This window comes from Paenibacillus sp. JJ1683 (assembly GCF_053006485.1).
In genome coordinates this window covers 5,588,205-5,602,316 of sequence record NZ_CM129820.1, presented here as the reverse complement: position 1 = coordinate 5,602,316, position 14,112 = coordinate 5,588,205, and the positions used below count along the sequence as shown (strand labels likewise).

Annotated in this window: 11 protein-coding genes and 1 riboswitch; of the genes, 3 read left to right on the top strand and 8 right to left on the bottom strand. The window is 44.4% G+C overall.

Annotated features, from left to right (window positions below; all coding sequences use genetic code 11):
- Positions 1–39: 39 nt before the first annotated feature.
- The gene (locus ACUC6J_RS24165; RefSeq protein WP_016822587.1) at positions 40–222 is read right to left on the bottom strand and encodes a hypothetical protein; all 183 of its coding nucleotides are present in this window, start codon (positions 220–222) and stop codon (positions 40–42) included.
- 249 nt (positions 223–471) lie between these two features.
- Between ACUC6J_RS24165 and ACUC6J_RS24160 the strand changes: the two genes are divergently transcribed.
- Positions 472–2,097, top strand: coding sequence for an ATP-binding protein (locus ACUC6J_RS24160; RefSeq protein WP_249931046.1), 1,626 nt, complete (start codon positions 472–474; stop codon positions 2,095–2,097).
- Entirely contained in the window at positions 2,094–2,831 is a 738-nt protein-coding gene (locus tag ACUC6J_RS24155) for a response regulator (RefSeq protein ID WP_137079521.1), read from the top strand. The genes ACUC6J_RS24160 and ACUC6J_RS24155 overlap by 4 nt, the downstream gene beginning before the upstream one ends.
- A 51-nt stretch (positions 2,832–2,882) precedes the next feature.
- On the opposite strand, the gene ACUC6J_RS24150 is transcribed toward ACUC6J_RS24155, so the two are convergent.
- A complete protein-coding gene (locus ACUC6J_RS24150) occupies positions 2,883–3,902 on the bottom strand; it encodes a 2-hydroxyacid dehydrogenase (RefSeq protein WP_025366181.1) in 1,020 nt (339 codons plus the stop codon).
- A 17-nt stretch (positions 3,903–3,919) separates the two neighbouring features.
- The gene (locus tag ACUC6J_RS24145) at positions 3,920–4,975 is read right to left on the bottom strand and encodes an AEC family transporter (RefSeq protein ID WP_123797811.1); all 1,056 of its coding nucleotides are present in this window, start codon (positions 4,973–4,975) and stop codon (positions 3,920–3,922) included.
- A 291-nt stretch (positions 4,976–5,266) separates the two neighbouring features.
- Here ACUC6J_RS24145 and mmuM point away from each other — a divergent pair, with 291 nt between their 5' ends.
- Positions 5,267–6,214 (top strand): homocysteine S-methyltransferase, encoded by a 948-nt coding sequence (gene mmuM, locus ACUC6J_RS24140; protein WP_123797810.1) that lies wholly within the window; start codon positions 5,267–5,269, stop codon positions 6,212–6,214.
- Between the two features lie 207 nt (positions 6,215–6,421).
- Here mmuM and ACUC6J_RS24135 read toward each other — a convergent pair whose 3' ends face one another.
- The 5 genes from ACUC6J_RS24135 to rhaB form a co-directional block, all read right to left on the bottom strand.
- Entirely contained in the window at positions 6,422–8,710 is a 2,289-nt protein-coding gene (locus ACUC6J_RS24135; protein ID WP_447250318.1) for a GDYXXLXY domain-containing protein, read from the bottom strand.
- Between the two features lie 143 nt (positions 8,711–8,853).
- Positions 8,854–9,750, bottom strand: a complete 897-nt coding sequence (locus ACUC6J_RS24130) for an AraC family transcriptional regulator (RefSeq protein WP_340865963.1) — start codon at positions 9,748–9,750, stop codon at positions 8,854–8,856.
- A gap of 182 nt (positions 9,751–9,932) precedes the next feature.
- Complete coding sequence (gene rhaD / locus ACUC6J_RS24125; protein WP_019689000.1) at positions 9,933–10,778, bottom strand: rhamnulose-1-phosphate aldolase; 846 nt, start codon at positions 10,776–10,778, stop codon at positions 9,933–9,935.
- Between the two features lie 51 nt (positions 10,779–10,829).
- A complete protein-coding gene (gene rhaA / locus ACUC6J_RS24120; RefSeq protein WP_447249548.1) occupies positions 10,830–12,086 on the bottom strand; it encodes an L-rhamnose isomerase in 1,257 nt (418 codons plus the stop codon).
- A 12-nt stretch (positions 12,087–12,098) separates the two neighbouring features.
- Positions 12,099–13,580, bottom strand: a complete 1,482-nt coding sequence (gene rhaB, locus ACUC6J_RS24115) for a rhamnulokinase (protein ID WP_016822597.1) — start codon at positions 13,578–13,580, stop codon at positions 12,099–12,101.
- A 328-nt stretch (positions 13,581–13,908) separates the two neighbouring features.
- Positions 13,909–14,012, top strand: a riboswitch (purine riboswitch).
- Positions 14,013–14,112: the final 100 nt, after the last annotated feature.

Genomic DNA, 14,112 nt, shown 5'->3' with positions numbered 1-14,112 from the left:
CGGTTTTGTATTTTATTTTACCGAACCAGCCAGATTCGACTAATGGTTAATATCGCATTTGTTCAAGATGAACGAAATTTGATTTTCCAGCCGATGAATGGCTTCCTTGGATGCCTGGTCGTTGGCACCTTGTGCCTGAAGCGTAGCGAGCTCCTGCTTGAGCTGATGAAGGTCTTGTCCTGCATGGGAGCAGTCGTAATTGCTTTCGAGATTGTCAATCATCCGTTATCCTCCCTTTCGTTAGGTATACGTCCTTATTATGGAGGATTGATCTTTCCTTATTCAGCATATTGTTCTATTTCAGGTACAGACTACGTTAATTCCCGATGAGGCGCGTAAAGCTTGCAGAATAAGAAGGGAATTTGTCAAACAATGTCGAATAAAAAGGGATTATAGGGGCAAGATAGGCTCTTCTTCTCATGGAGAGCTTGATAAAGAAGCTGGGTGATAGGGTTGCGGTTAAAAGGCAAGTTGAAACCGAGAAGACAATTCAAAGTTTCGCTACAATTCATGATTATTATTTTGGTTGTTTTAGTTATTATTATTTCCTTAATTATATCCTTGCTTCTCATTCGTAATTTCGTGATTAACAAGCATTTTGATAATACGAAGGAAAAACTTTCGGGTATTGCCAAGGTGGTTGCCAGTGACAACGATGTGATTCGTAATGTTGAGCGGGGAGTTCCTGTGAGACAGATCCAGGATTACTCGCTTGGAGTCATGCATAACGTTAATGTAGATTTTGTAGTCATACTGAACCACGATTTAATTCGGCTATCACATCCGAATGAAACCATGATTGGCAAGCCTTTCTCTGATCTGAATGATGCCAGAAAGGCGCTATCCGGTCAGGGACATTTTTCTGAGAATATCGGTGTTTTGGGTCAAGGCTACCGTTATTTTACGCCGATATTCAATCAACAGAATGAGGTCATTGGCATTGTATGTGTAGGACTGACCATGAGAACGCTAAATCATGATTTGATGCAGGCGCAGTATACCATTTTTGGAGGACTGATGCTGGGGCTCTTTAGTGGAGTTCTGGGGGCGATCATTCTGGCGCAAAAAATCAAAACGATTTTATTTGGGCTGGAGCCACAAGAGATAGCAACACGATTACGTGAAAAAGTAATTATTGAAAATGAAGTCTCTGAAGGCATTATAGCCATTTCCGCTGATAAGAAAATTATGCTTATGAACAAGGAAGCTAAGGCCAAGTACCAATTGGCGAATCAAGACAAGAAAGCTCCGATTGGCGAGCAGATCGATACCAGCTTTTATAACGCGCTCTTCAAGAAAGTGTTTGATGATAAGAAGAAGATCAAGGACCGCTCATTTTATGTGAATGGTATAGAGGTCATTGCGACAGTAACCCCTATACATGTAGAAAATGAGTTTTTTGGGGCAGTGGCTACGCTGCGCGATCAATCCGAAATGATTCATCTTAGTAATCAGTTAAGTGGCACCAAATATTATATTAACTCTCTTCGCGGACAGACGCATGAGTTTATGAACAAAATGCACGTGATCTCCGGACTGATTGAGATGAGGAAATATGAAGAGGTCAGTCAGTATATTCAGCAGCTAAATCACCGGTATCAAAATGAAGTAGGCTTTCTAACAGAGAGAATTAAAGTTCCGGCGTTAGCAGGTTTTATTATGGGGAAAATCAACGAAGCACGCGAGCAGAATATTTCGGTGTTACTGGAAGAAAGCTCAAATGTCTCCAATCTAGAGATGCAGGACATTGTTCATGATGTCATACACATATTGGGCAATTTTTTTGACAACGCGATAGACTCCATTTTACAAAAAAGGCAACCCGGCAAAATTGAATTAAAATTAAATTATGAGTGCGAGGGAAATGTGTTCATTTTGAAAGTGAAGGATAATGGTATGGGGATTGATTCCGAAATGCAACAAAGAATATTCGAGCATGGCTTCTCAACCAAAGGAGAGGACAGGGGTTACGGCTTGAATCTGGTTAAAACCATGGTGGATAATCACCAGGGCATCATTGAAATGGACAGCCAACCTGGCCTGGGAACAAGTATCTATGTAGAGTTGCCCTGTACATTGGAGGTGACGAGTGAATGAAGGTACTCATTGTTGAGGATGATCCCATGGTTGCTGAGCTCAACCAACAGTTTATTGAGCGTATGGACCACTTGGATGTGGTAGGTAAAGCAGATACCGTCCAGAAAGCGCAGGATTATCTTCAGAAACACACACCGGATGTGGTATTACTGGACGTGTATTTACCCGGAAAAAGCGGATTAACCTTGCTATCCCATATGCAGGAGCATCAGTACCATGCTTCGGTTATTTTAATTACGGCTGCAAAGGATATCCAAACGGTGAAGGAAGCTGTTTTTTATGGAGTGGCGGACTATCTAATCAAGCCTTTTACATTTGAACGTTTTAAGCTGGCTGTGGAGAAAATCCAGCGTCTGGCCACGGTAATGGAGGAAGGGAACGGAATTAATCAGGCTGTCATTGATCAATATTTTAATAAAGAAGAGCCTATGGGTGTGGAAACGAAAAAAACTACTGAACATCTATCCCCAAATCTATCAAAAAATCTGTCTAAAAACTTGTCCAAACTGACCATGACTACCATACTGAAGAGTATCCAAGAGCTGGACGGACCCTTTTCGGTTGAAACCTTAGCCAGAGAAGTGGACTTGTCCCGTATTACAGTCAAAAAATATATTCAGTTCCTGGTAGACGATGGCTTCCTAATTGAATCGATAGAATACCACAAGGTTGGAAGACCACTAATGCTCTATCAGATCAATCCTGATATAAAAGAACCGCCATTTCCAGTATGATCTGGAGATAGCGGTTCTTTATTGTCCAATGAGTGTACCAGGCTTTCTGCATTATTTCATAGCGAGAACAGGAAGTGGAACCAGATTGTCCGAAGAATGAGTTGTAATGATATCATGGAAGTTTTCGTAGCTGGTTTCAATCATGTTGGATAACGCAGTAACCGTATTCGAGCCCGCATGAGGGGTTACCAAAACTCTTGGATACAGCTCCACAAGCTTCTGGATTGTTGGGTCCGGGAGCATTTGCCATGGGTCAAATGCTTTGAAAAATAGTTCTTCCTCTTTAGGAAAGACATCTGTTCCGAACCCTTCCAAATGATTGCTGAGCAATGCATCCAGAATGGCTTGGTTATCTTGTAATTCCCCACGTGAGGTGTTGATGAGAATAGCTCCCTTTTTCATTTTTGCTAAAAAGCTGGCATTAATCATTTGGTCGTTCTGTCCCGGCAGGTAAGGAACATGCACACTGACGATGTCACTCTCTGCCAGTAACTCATCCAAGGTTGTGAATGGAACGACGGCCTTGGCCGCGCCCGATTGGTACACATCATAGCCGATAACAGAAGCACCTAATCCTTTAAACAATCTGGCTTCCGTCAGACCAATGCGACCGACCCCGATAATCCCGACTTTACAATTGTGAATCTCTTTGCTGAACGTATGCTCGTCCACAATAAAATTTTTGAAAGAGCTTTTGGTAGTCATATAAGCGGTGTGACGGAGCAGCATCATAGCCAGCGTTAGGGATAACTCTGCAATAGCATTCGGAGAGTAGGATGGGACGCGTGCGACCTTCATTCCAAATTCGCTGCAAGCATCCAAATCAATGTGGTTGATTCCGACCGTTCTGGTGAAAACATATTGAATGCCGTACTTATTGAATTTTGTAAGATTTTCTCGATTGGCAGCACAGTTTCCTCTTAACAAAACAGCATCGTGATGCTGCGCCAGTTCTGCATTGCTGGAGGTCAGTAGCTCTTCTACCAGCGTCAGTTGAAAGTTATATTTATTAAGCTCATGGAAATAGGGCTTCTCATATGAACGGGCACCATAGCAGATGATTTTTAACATGTTGTTTTCCCCCTGGTTTAGAAAATTCCAATTTTATCGATGACATTGAGCGTAATGATCCACACTGGAATCATGACGACGGAAGTAATAGTTGATAGAAGCGAAGCGTTGGAAGTCAGTACAGCTTCCTTATCAAAACTGATAGCATAGGCTGCGGCTACGGTAGCTGTAGGAGTAGCCATCATAATGACAATAGTAGATAAAGCGACAGTATCGACCGACAGAATATGAGATACAGTCAACAAAGCCAGCAAAACGATGTTCACAATAGGTACTAGCCAAACTTTAACAAGGCTGTAATACCATGATGTCTTGTCTGTAGCTGCCGATTTGAAGCTGATCTCACCCAAAGTCGAACCAATCGATAGCCAGGCCAGTGGAGAAGCTAGTCCGGCAAGGTAGGTCATGGGCTTGAACAGCCAGACAGCGGTTTGGTCAATTCTTAGAAAAGCAAACTGCTGAATGGTTCCATCCTCTGTAGCCACACTCATTTGTGGTAAATAACCCTGGAACAACCAAACAAACAAGCCTATAAAAGTCGCGATAACGATCGGATTCAAAAACATAGTTTTGAGATTTTTAAGCTCCATTTTTAAGCCGCTCATTTTGATATAGCCATAAGAATATAAGAAAATGCGGTAGCCTATATTAAAAATGGAACTGTACATGACTCCGGTAGGACCGTAAATGGCACCGACAATGGGAATTCCAAAAAAAGTAGTAGAACCGAAAATAGTGAGTACCCGCAGCACATCCTGCTTATCCTTGTTGTAGCTCAGGAAGAACGGCTTGGAAATAAAGATGAGAATGATATAAATGAGAATCCCCCAGATTAAGACATTCATGCCTTGTTTTAATATGGTAGGATTGATATCCTGCATGAAAGAATTAAAGGCTAGTGCCGGTAGAGCTACGGTGAGAACAACCTTAGATAGCATCTTTCCTACGGCTGCGGTAAAAATCCCCTTCTTGCGGCAAAAGAAGCCGAGCAGGATAATAAAAACGGTAGAAGCGATAGAACTAACAATGCTGTTATCTGTTAAGGTCGCTTTAATCATTTCTAGTAAAGACATAGATAAAACCCTCTCTTGTACCTTTTTTCACATAATTGACGATGCAAAATGTGACTATGCAATTCCCTGATCTTTTGGCCAAAGTGTTTGGTTTGCACCTTTATAGTAAAAAAACTTTGTGAAAAAAAGAACAATATCTAATTAATTTAACTTATGAAACTAATTTAAAAAATTTATACGTCACATCAGGATGTAAATGTGAGGTGCCCATCAATATACATGCTATAATATAAAAAATTAATTCCAACCTGGTTAGTGGGTTAAATGGATAAGACAAGTAGGAGGGTCCGCATGAATCCGATACAACGTATACTGAACAAATTTCAGCTGATCGTGCTGGACGGCGCAATGGCGACTGAACTAGAACGTCACGGGCATGATCTAAACGATAGCTTATGGTCAGCCAAAATCCTCTATGAACATCCAGATTCGATCAAGCGTGTACATCGAGATTATTTTGAGGCTGGGGCAGACTGTGCGATTACGGCGAGCTACCAGGCCACTGTGGAGGGCTATGTTCAACGCGGGCTGAGCGAAAATGAGGCATTAAAGCTTATTCAGTCATCGGTGCAGATTGCTGTACAGGCACGAGATGAGTTTTGGGCCGATGTGACGGCTACTGCGAGTCAGCAGACTCGTCCCAAGCCGCTGGTTGCGGCCTCTGTCGGACCCTATGGGGCGTTTCTCGCTGATGGATCAGAGTATCGCGGTGATTACAAGCTGAGCGAGGAGCAGCTTATGGAGTTTCACAGGCCGCGCATGAAAGCTTTGATTGAGGCGGGAGCAGACATTTTAGCTTGTGAAACGATACCCTGCATGGTTGAAGCCAGGGCCATCGCCTGGCTGCTGAAGGAATTCCCCGGCACGTATGCCTGGATCAGCTTTAGTGCAAAGGATGAGCAGCATATCAGTAACGGTGAGTCTATCGCCGCATGTGCAAAGTGGCTGAATGAGCACGAGCAGGTGGCTGCAGTAGGGATCAATTGCACGTTGCCCAAATTCATTCCATCCCTTATTCACGAAATACACAGCCATACGGATAAGCCGGTGGTGGTATATCCCAATCTGGGGGAGGAATATGACCCGGTCACCAAAACATGGCAAGGCCATACTTGTACAGAGACGTTCGGACAGAGTGCCCGTCAGTGGTATGAAGCAGGAGCGCGTATGATTGGTGGCTGTTGTCGGACTCAGCCACAGGATATTAGAGAAATCGTGGCATGGTCGAGAGAGGTATAAACGAGAATAAACTTTCAGGGAAGGTTATCATGGAGTTTTCCTCCATTGCCGCAAAAGAACAAGCAGGCTGAACCGAGTTATACTCCAGTAATGGAGCAACCTGGTTCAGCCTGCTTTTTGTAAAGAATGAATTTCTAAAGCCTCGCTTCGTTCGCTATTTCTCTACCTCTCTACCTCTCTACCTCTCTATCTCTTTGCCAATCCAGATCAGCTTTCCACCAAACGTTCCAGCAACGCATCTCCATTGCGGCTGACCCGAATATAGGCGTAACGAGCGTTCTGTTCAACAGTACGCCCGGTTCCTTCAGGGATGAAATAATTCTCAACACCGTACAGAATACGAGAACCATTCCATTGTCCGTTAAGAATGATTTCATGATTGGCAAGCACTTCACCATCTTGATATAGACGATCAGAGATGTATACTCCTTGGCTATCTGGTGTGAGAACGACTTTAACTTTGCCTCGGTTCCAATCCTTCTCCTGAAGAGGGTCCTTGGAAGGAGGGGTAGAAATATCGTAATTCAGTGCCACATAGTCGCCCTGCAACAGGGAACGCGGATCTATAGGAGCCAGCTTGAGCTTAACGGAGGCACCTGTGGCGAGCAGGGTTTCACTTCTCGCCGTCTGATAGCCGATAATCCCCAGCTGTAGTACGATGACGATGGCAATGAGTAACGGGCTTAAGCGCATAAAGCTAAAGCTGCGGTGGTCGGCGTCGAATGCTGCTTTGCCGCTATGAGCCATTCGTCGATCGAACCACCAGGTAATTCCGAGTGTAATGATCCCCAGCAGCGCCAGTGTAAAAGATTTATACAGCAGCGTCCACAATAAATCATAGTATTTGAAGCCGATAAAAATAAACCAGAATACGACGCTCGTAATGGCCTGCGATTTGTGTTTGTGACGAATAAAGGCAAAGACCATCCATGTAACGATAATAAAATAAAAAATATTAATGAACATATAAGAGTGTGGAATGACATCCTCAAAAAACGTCGCCCAAAACAGGAACAATAAGCCGAAGAATAATGAGCTATCCCGAAGATGTTCTTTTAACTCTGTCTTGAGCACAAAGTAGCTTACCCCATATAACACGGCATTGAGCACGAATAGGGCGAAGATGATGAATTCATAGGTCCAGTTCCAACCATACCATTCTTGATACTGCTTTAATAAAACAGTCGCCATATTCAGGTTTACAAAAGTATAGGCAAAAAATTGCTGCCTTTTCCCCTTGGAGCGAAACCATCCGGCGATGGAAACGATCAGAAATAATACTGAAAGTAACGTCTGGTCTGACCATAGAATGGCCGCCAGACCGGTAATATAGCTGATGGTCAGCAGTGTATAACGGACTACAGAATCCAGCTTGGACTCCGGTATGACAATCATCGTAATCATCAGCAGCAAAGACACACTCAGCAGTACATATTCGGTGTGATTTACGTTCGTGCTAATCATAATCAGTCCAATGAGGGATATACTGCCAATCAATACTCCAACCACTTTGATTACACGGGATACGGTTTTGCTGATCCATTCACTACTGCGGTCTTCGGAAACAGTTGTCTGTGCATCGGATTTCGCGATATCTTCTTTGTTCTCATTGGGTACTTCTCCAGCCTCCAGAGACGGTTTTCCCAAACGATTTAAATAACGAAAAAACCATACGTTACCCGTCAGTAGCAGTGCCACAAAAATCAAACCGAAAACAAAGAATAAAGATGAAGAGTACGCCTCTGCCAGCTCTATAAATTTAAAGACAGCAAAAGCCGAGAGCGCCAATGCATTTAAGGTCAATAACGTTTTATTCAGCCGAACCTTGATAAATATATAAAATCCTAAAGCAATCACAGCGATATGCGGTATATTCATGATCAGGCCATACCCATCGAATGCAAAGGAGTTGGTCATCGCCAACATAGCTATATGGAGAACAGTAAAGCTGATGTATTGTAGTGGAGCAGAATGTATACGATGAAGGAACGTCAATAGAAATAGAACCAGATTGAATATTGCGAACACTCCAGCAATGGATAACGATTCCAGTTGGCTATAAGCCGCGCTTTGCATCGTTGGATAAAAATAAAGCCATACCCCCAAATGAATCAATACATAAGACAGCATATAAAAAGGATTATAGCGGGTGATCCAGCTAAGCAGTAAAGCCGGCACTGACCAAATGAGAAACAATCCATAGCTGTCTGCATGGGAGTTGTAAATTTGACCGAGTAACGCCACGGAAACGCCGAAGGCTACACAGCCAGCCAGCAGAAATATATTGGACAGAAAAGCTTGTTGCCCGGGAACAGCACGAACACGTGCAAATACAAAAGACAAGCCATAGAACAAAACAATAAGCGCAATAGCTAGCACAATTTTGGCTGTCCGATCCAGTCCGCCCCAATTGGAGGCGAAAAAATAAATAATCGCAGCCAGTATCAGTGAGATGCCCAGCAGATAACCTGTACGTATAGCATTAAATCGCAGCATGGAATTCACGTACCTTTCCTGTTGGTTTGATGCCTATTATAGCGTTGATAGCACTCAGAACCAAGTACAAATTAGGATCAGGTCATAAAAAAGGGAGAGCCGCCGTATGATGGTGGTTCTCCTGTATCGTTGCTGGATTCCGACTAAGCGTTGGCAGTGCGGATCTCTTGCCGGGACTGATGCCGGAAGCGATATTCTCGGGGTGGGATTCCTGCTGTTTTCTTAAATGCCTTGGAAAAGGTGGACATGTCGGTATAACCGATAGATTGGGCGATGATCGACAGATTGTAAGTGGTCTGTTCCAGCAATCTTTTCGCTTCGTTAATCTTGAGGGTTTGCAAATATTTGGCGGGGGAGATAAGGAAGGTAGAATGGAATTTACGTGAAAAATGCGCACGATCCACACCTACATGCTCAGCAATTTGCTCAATTGTAACACGGTCACAATAATGCATTTCGATGTAATCCTTCCCCTGCTGGAGCCAATAATCGGAGCATACAGAGTTGCGCAGAGCACCAGATGTGTTGCGGGACAACTCCTCGAAGATCTGATGTAGTGTAATTAAGCGGGCCAGATCGCTGCCCTGTCTGTTGTGGTCGTTGGCGATGGAAAATAGGTTGGAGATCAGTTCGAGGATTTCCTCGCTCACTGCGTTAGCTATAAATGGCTTAGAGGGGTTAATCCCGATCCGCTCCAGTAGCGCCAGAGATTTCGGTCCCTCAAAGGCAATCCATACCTTTTGTAACGGGTGCTCTTGGTCGGTGTAAAATTCATGGGCAAGATGCGGAAAAAAACAGAATACATCAGACTTTTGCACACGATACTTCTTTTCCTTATAAATGAACTCAGCTTGACCTTCAAGTACAAAAATAAAATAAAAATAAGGGACAGCCTTGGGGCCGACATGACAGCTTGCCTTCGAAATATCCATACCCAGTCTGACTGGCCAAATGGCACTGGATTTTTCCAGTTCGGTTGTTGTGAAATAATGGTCTTCCACGATGTCGAAGTGATCTTCATTCTTTGTTCTTCTCATCATTGTCACCTCTCCTTTGGTGGAGATAAGGGAATTTTGATTTTATTGTATATAAAGGAAAGTACAATTACAAGTTAATTCATTGGAATTTAGGGTTATAAAATTAAAACGGTAAAGGCTCCATGGCTGGTTTGAGACGAGCCGTGGAGCCTTATAGAGTCCTGCCCTATACGATTAGCCTGTGTTTATACGTTCAGGATTCCTTCTTTTGGAGTAACATTAAAGGCTTTAGCCAGATCCGACAGCTCCTGATCTGTAATCCGTTGCTGGATATCATGCTTAGCAATCAGCATATAAATTTGCGCTGCTTTTTCAATCGTTTCAATCAGGCCAAACGCTTCATCAATGGAGCTACCTGTTCCGAAAATGCCGTGATGAGGCCATAATACAGCGTGATGATCCTTCATTTTTTTCGCTGTTTCACGGCCGATTTCGCTGGAGCCTGGCACCATCCAAGGGATTACACCGATACCGTCTGGAAAGACTACGATACATTCGGTACACATTTCCCACAGCGTTTTGGTGAATTGGTTTTCGTCCAGACTATGAATGAAGGTCATGGCAATGACATGGGTGGCATGATTATGGATTACAACCCGATGGTTGGGATCGACCTTCAAGCGCTCAATATGGCTCATAAAATGAGACGGCAATTCGCTGGTAGGAACCGCGTCATGCTTGAGGCCCCACAAAATTTCTAGCTGCTCACCATCTTGGGATACACGCAGGACTCCTAAATTGGCTTCCGGATCGGCAATAACGTTTTTGAAGTACTTGCCTGATCCAGTGACGATAAAATATTTGCCTGCCAGTTCATTCACGGGGAAAGCAGGTTTAATCGTTCGAATGACTTTATGAATATCAATATATTTGGCAACCTCGGCTTCATCCAGAATATAGCTTACATTTCCTCCGTTGCGTTCATCCCAGCCGAATTTCCACATGTTTTGCGTAATTTCCGCCATCTCGCGAACAAATGGGATATCCAGTCCTGATTTTCGTTCTTTTTGATTCTCCAGCACAGTAGTCATAGATGATCTCTCCCTTTGGATGATATGAATATAAAATGATCAGTGCAGTAGTTACCGTTTCAGCAGGACTCGTTGTTCATAGTTTTTAGCCTCGGTTAGCCATTCCTCACGAACAGGAACGCCGTTTCGAGCGCAATAGTAATCCCATACAGCCCCAAACGGATAGGATTTAAACTCTTCGACCAGGGCAAGTCGCGTAGTGAAGTCTCTTTCCTCTTCGGCTTTTTTCAGTTCCTCAATCGGCTCCAGCATGGCGCGAAGCAACGCTTTGATGGTGTTGCGTGTTCCGATGACCCATGCAGCCACATGGTTGATACTGCCATCAAAGAAATCAAGGCCGATATGAGTGCGGGAAAGCAGCTCACCGCGAACGAGCTCACGGGCAATGTCCAGCAATTCGTCGTCCATCGTCACGACATGATCGCTATCCCAACGAACAGGTCTGCTGACGTGTAGCAATAATTGATCGGTGAACATCAGCACAGAGGACAGTTTGTTCGAAATGACTTCTGTCGGGTGGAAGTGACCAGAATCGAGACAGATAGATTTCCCCCGTGTCAGGGCGTAACCCATATAGAACTCATGAGAGCCGACGACATAGCTTTCCGAACCGATGCCGAACAGTTTACTTTCAACTGCATCGATGTTGTAATCTTCACTAATTTCCTCGCTGAAAAGCTCGTCCAGAGCATCCCGCAGACGTTCTCTTGGAGCCAAGCGATCCACCGGGGTATCCTTGTAACCATCCGGCATCCAGTGATTAGTGACACAAGGCTGACCGAGTTCCTTTCCAAAATATTCTGCAATTCTGCGTGATTTCTTACAGTGTGTGATCCAGAAATCGCGAATTCCCGGGTCCTTGTGGCTTAGGGTGAAGCCGTCTTCCGCTTTAGGATGGGAGAATAGGGTCGGATTAAAATCAAGTCCAAGCCCTTGCTGTTTGGCCCAGTCTACCCAGTTCTGAAAATGGCGTGGCTCCAGTTGATCCAAATCTACTTGTTCTGTAGTATCTGCATAGATCGCATGCAGATTAACCTTGTGTTTACCAGGGATGAGCGATAGGGCTTTTTCCAAGTCCTGACGTAGTTCATCTGGCGTACCTGCTCTGCCCGGGTAGCTACCTGTTACGGCAATTCCCCCGCTAAGCTGTTTATCTTTGAACAGGAATCCTTGCACATCGTCTCCCTGCCAGCAGTGCAGTGATATTTTGATTTGTGAGAGCTTCCGTAAAACGTCATCCACCTGAATACCGTGGCGGGCATACAGCTTTTTCGCTTCGTTATAACTCGCTTCAATAGCTTCGTTCATGGCTTTACTCCTTTATTGAGATATGTGAATAGGGGGTGTTGCTTGTATCTTGAGGCGTTCCCAGCGATCCAGAAGCTCTCCCATGCCTTCCACCGGTTGCGGCTCATATAGCCGAGTCGGGAAGGAATTGGCTATGGTTCGGCCAGCAGCTTTCAGATCTCCAAGAGCACCAGAGCTGATTAATTGCACGACAATATTGCCGATGGCCGTCGATTCGGAAGGTCCTGCCTGCACCTCAATTTCTAAAAGGTCGGCTGTTAGCTGACATAGTAATTCGTTGTTAGCGCCTCCGCCGACAATGTGCAATCTGGTAATCGTTTCGTCTGTTAAATGTTGTAGCTCATGTAAAGCATCCCGGTAGCTTAAGGCCAGACTGTCAAAAATACAGCGGGCGAGCGCGCCAGGTGTGCGTGGGACAGGCTGCCCGGTTTTTTCACAGAACCTCTGAATCTCAAGGGTCATACTATCCGGATTTAAGAAAGAGGACTGGTTACAGAGGACGAGACTGACAAACGGTGTCTCTGCTGAAGCCAATTGGGCCAATTCGGCAAAGCTATGTGCAGAACCACCTTCTCTTCTAACCTCCTGAATCATCCATAAGCCCATGATATTTTTCAAAAAACGGTACGTGCCGTAAGCGCCCCATTCATTGGTGTAGTTCGCCTGCATAGCTGTCTTGGTATTCAAGGGTTGGGATCGTTCCATACCCAATAGCGACCATGTTCCGCTGCTGATATAAGCCCAAGACTCCTCTCGCGATGATGGAACACCTGCAACCGCTGAGGCGGTATCGTGTGTAGGCACAAGGATGAGCTGACAGTCGGGAAGATCGTATTTCCGAACAAGCTCCGGCAAGATGGAGCCCAGAACACGTCCAGGCTCAGCCAGCTCCGAAAATTGATTGCGCCGAAGCTGGAGCAGGGAGAGCAGGTCCTCATCAAACTCTCGGGTGTTCACGTTGAGAAGCTGCATCGTGGATGCATTGGTCATTTCATTGACCATAATGCCTGTCAGGCGATAGTACAGATAATCGGGTACCATCAATATTTTATCTGCTTGGGCGAGTTGTTCCCGATCATGGGCGAACAGTTGATATAGGGTATTAAAGTTTAGTTCCTGGATGCCCGTTTTCTCATATACCTCTTCTCGGCTGATGAGCTGGTGCAGCTTATCGGGGGCATGTAGAGTGCGTGCATCGCGGTATGCGTACACCTCATGGATGCGATGACCTTCCTTATTAAGTAACACGTAATCTACAGCCCATGTGTCAATGCCGAGCGTACAGGAGTCAATCCCGTTTTGTTTGGCTTTTTGTAGTCCCTGGATGATCTCATCAAATAAATTGTCTATATTCCAGTAATCGTGCCCGTTCCTCTCAGTAAAGGAGTTGTTGAAACGATGAAGTTCTTGCAAGTGAATTTGTTCACCTTGTAGAGTTGCACTCACGAGTCTTCCGCTTGAAGCTCCAATATCAACAGCAAGATAGTTGTTCATATCTAATCTCCTTGCATGGATGAAATCCCGGCAGCCTGAAAGACTGCCTTTTGTTTCTTAACTAATTCCATACTACTTCCGTTTGTCTGTGCAGTCAACATAAACGGAAGTATTATTATTGGTTTTATTTTTGAATTTAAAAATAAAAGTAAAATTAAATGTTGTTTTGTATTGTTTTCCGTTTTTTAATATCTGCTTTCTACTATATATATACTTCAAAAATGGATCGGTGTATGGCTGCGATATTCAAATTGTGGAAGGTTCTCCAAATGCCGCTGTTTGTATGAAAAATAGTCTTGAAACCGCCCGCCAGAGGGTGTAGTATACAAGATATCAATTTCATATGACTCGTATAATATTGGGGATATGGCCCAAAAGTTTCTACCGGATGACCACTGTAATCGTCCGACTATGAGTGATAGCGCATCAGCTTCGGATGAATGCGGGCATTTTATTTGTGCGCCAATCCGTCAGGGATTACGACCCCAAGGACAGGCTTCACTTGAGAAACGACTCAAGGGAGCTTGTCCTT

Bases quoted from the DNA above. Each gene is read 5' to 3' on its own strand.
- ACUC6J_RS24165 (WP_016822587.1), bottom strand. From the start codon at position 222: ATGATTGACAATCTCGAAAGCAATTACGACTGCTCCCATGCAGGACAA.
- ACUC6J_RS24155 (WP_137079521.1), top strand. From the start codon at position 2,094: ATGAAGGTACTCATTGTTGAGGATGATCCCATGGTTGCTGAGCTCAAC.
- ACUC6J_RS24150 (WP_025366181.1), bottom strand. From the start codon at position 3,902: ATGTTAAAAATCATCTGCTATGGTGCCCGTTCATATGAGAAGCCCTAT.
- ACUC6J_RS24145 (WP_123797811.1), bottom strand. From the start codon at position 4,975: ATGTCTTTACTAGAAATGATTAAAGCGACCTTAACAGATAACAGCATT.
- mmuM (WP_123797810.1), top strand. From the start codon at position 5,267: ATGAATCCGATACAACGTATACTGAACAAATTTCAGCTGATCGTGCTG.
- ACUC6J_RS24135 (WP_447250318.1), bottom strand. From the start codon at position 8,710: ATGCTGCGATTTAATGCTATACGTACAGGTTATCTGCTGGGCATCTCA.
- ACUC6J_RS24130 (WP_340865963.1), bottom strand. From the start codon at position 9,750: ATGATGAGAAGAACAAAGAATGAAGATCACTTCGACATCGTGGAAGAC.
- rhaD (WP_019689000.1), bottom strand. From the start codon at position 10,778: ATGACTACTGTGCTGGAGAATCAAAAAGAACGAAAATCAGGACTGGAT.
- rhaA (WP_447249548.1), bottom strand. From the start codon at position 12,086: ATGAACGAAGCTATTGAAGCGAGTTATAACGAAGCGAAAAAGCTGTAT.
- rhaB (WP_016822597.1), bottom strand. From the start codon at position 13,580: ATGAACAACTATCTTGCTGTTGATATTGGAGCTTCAAGCGGAAGACTC.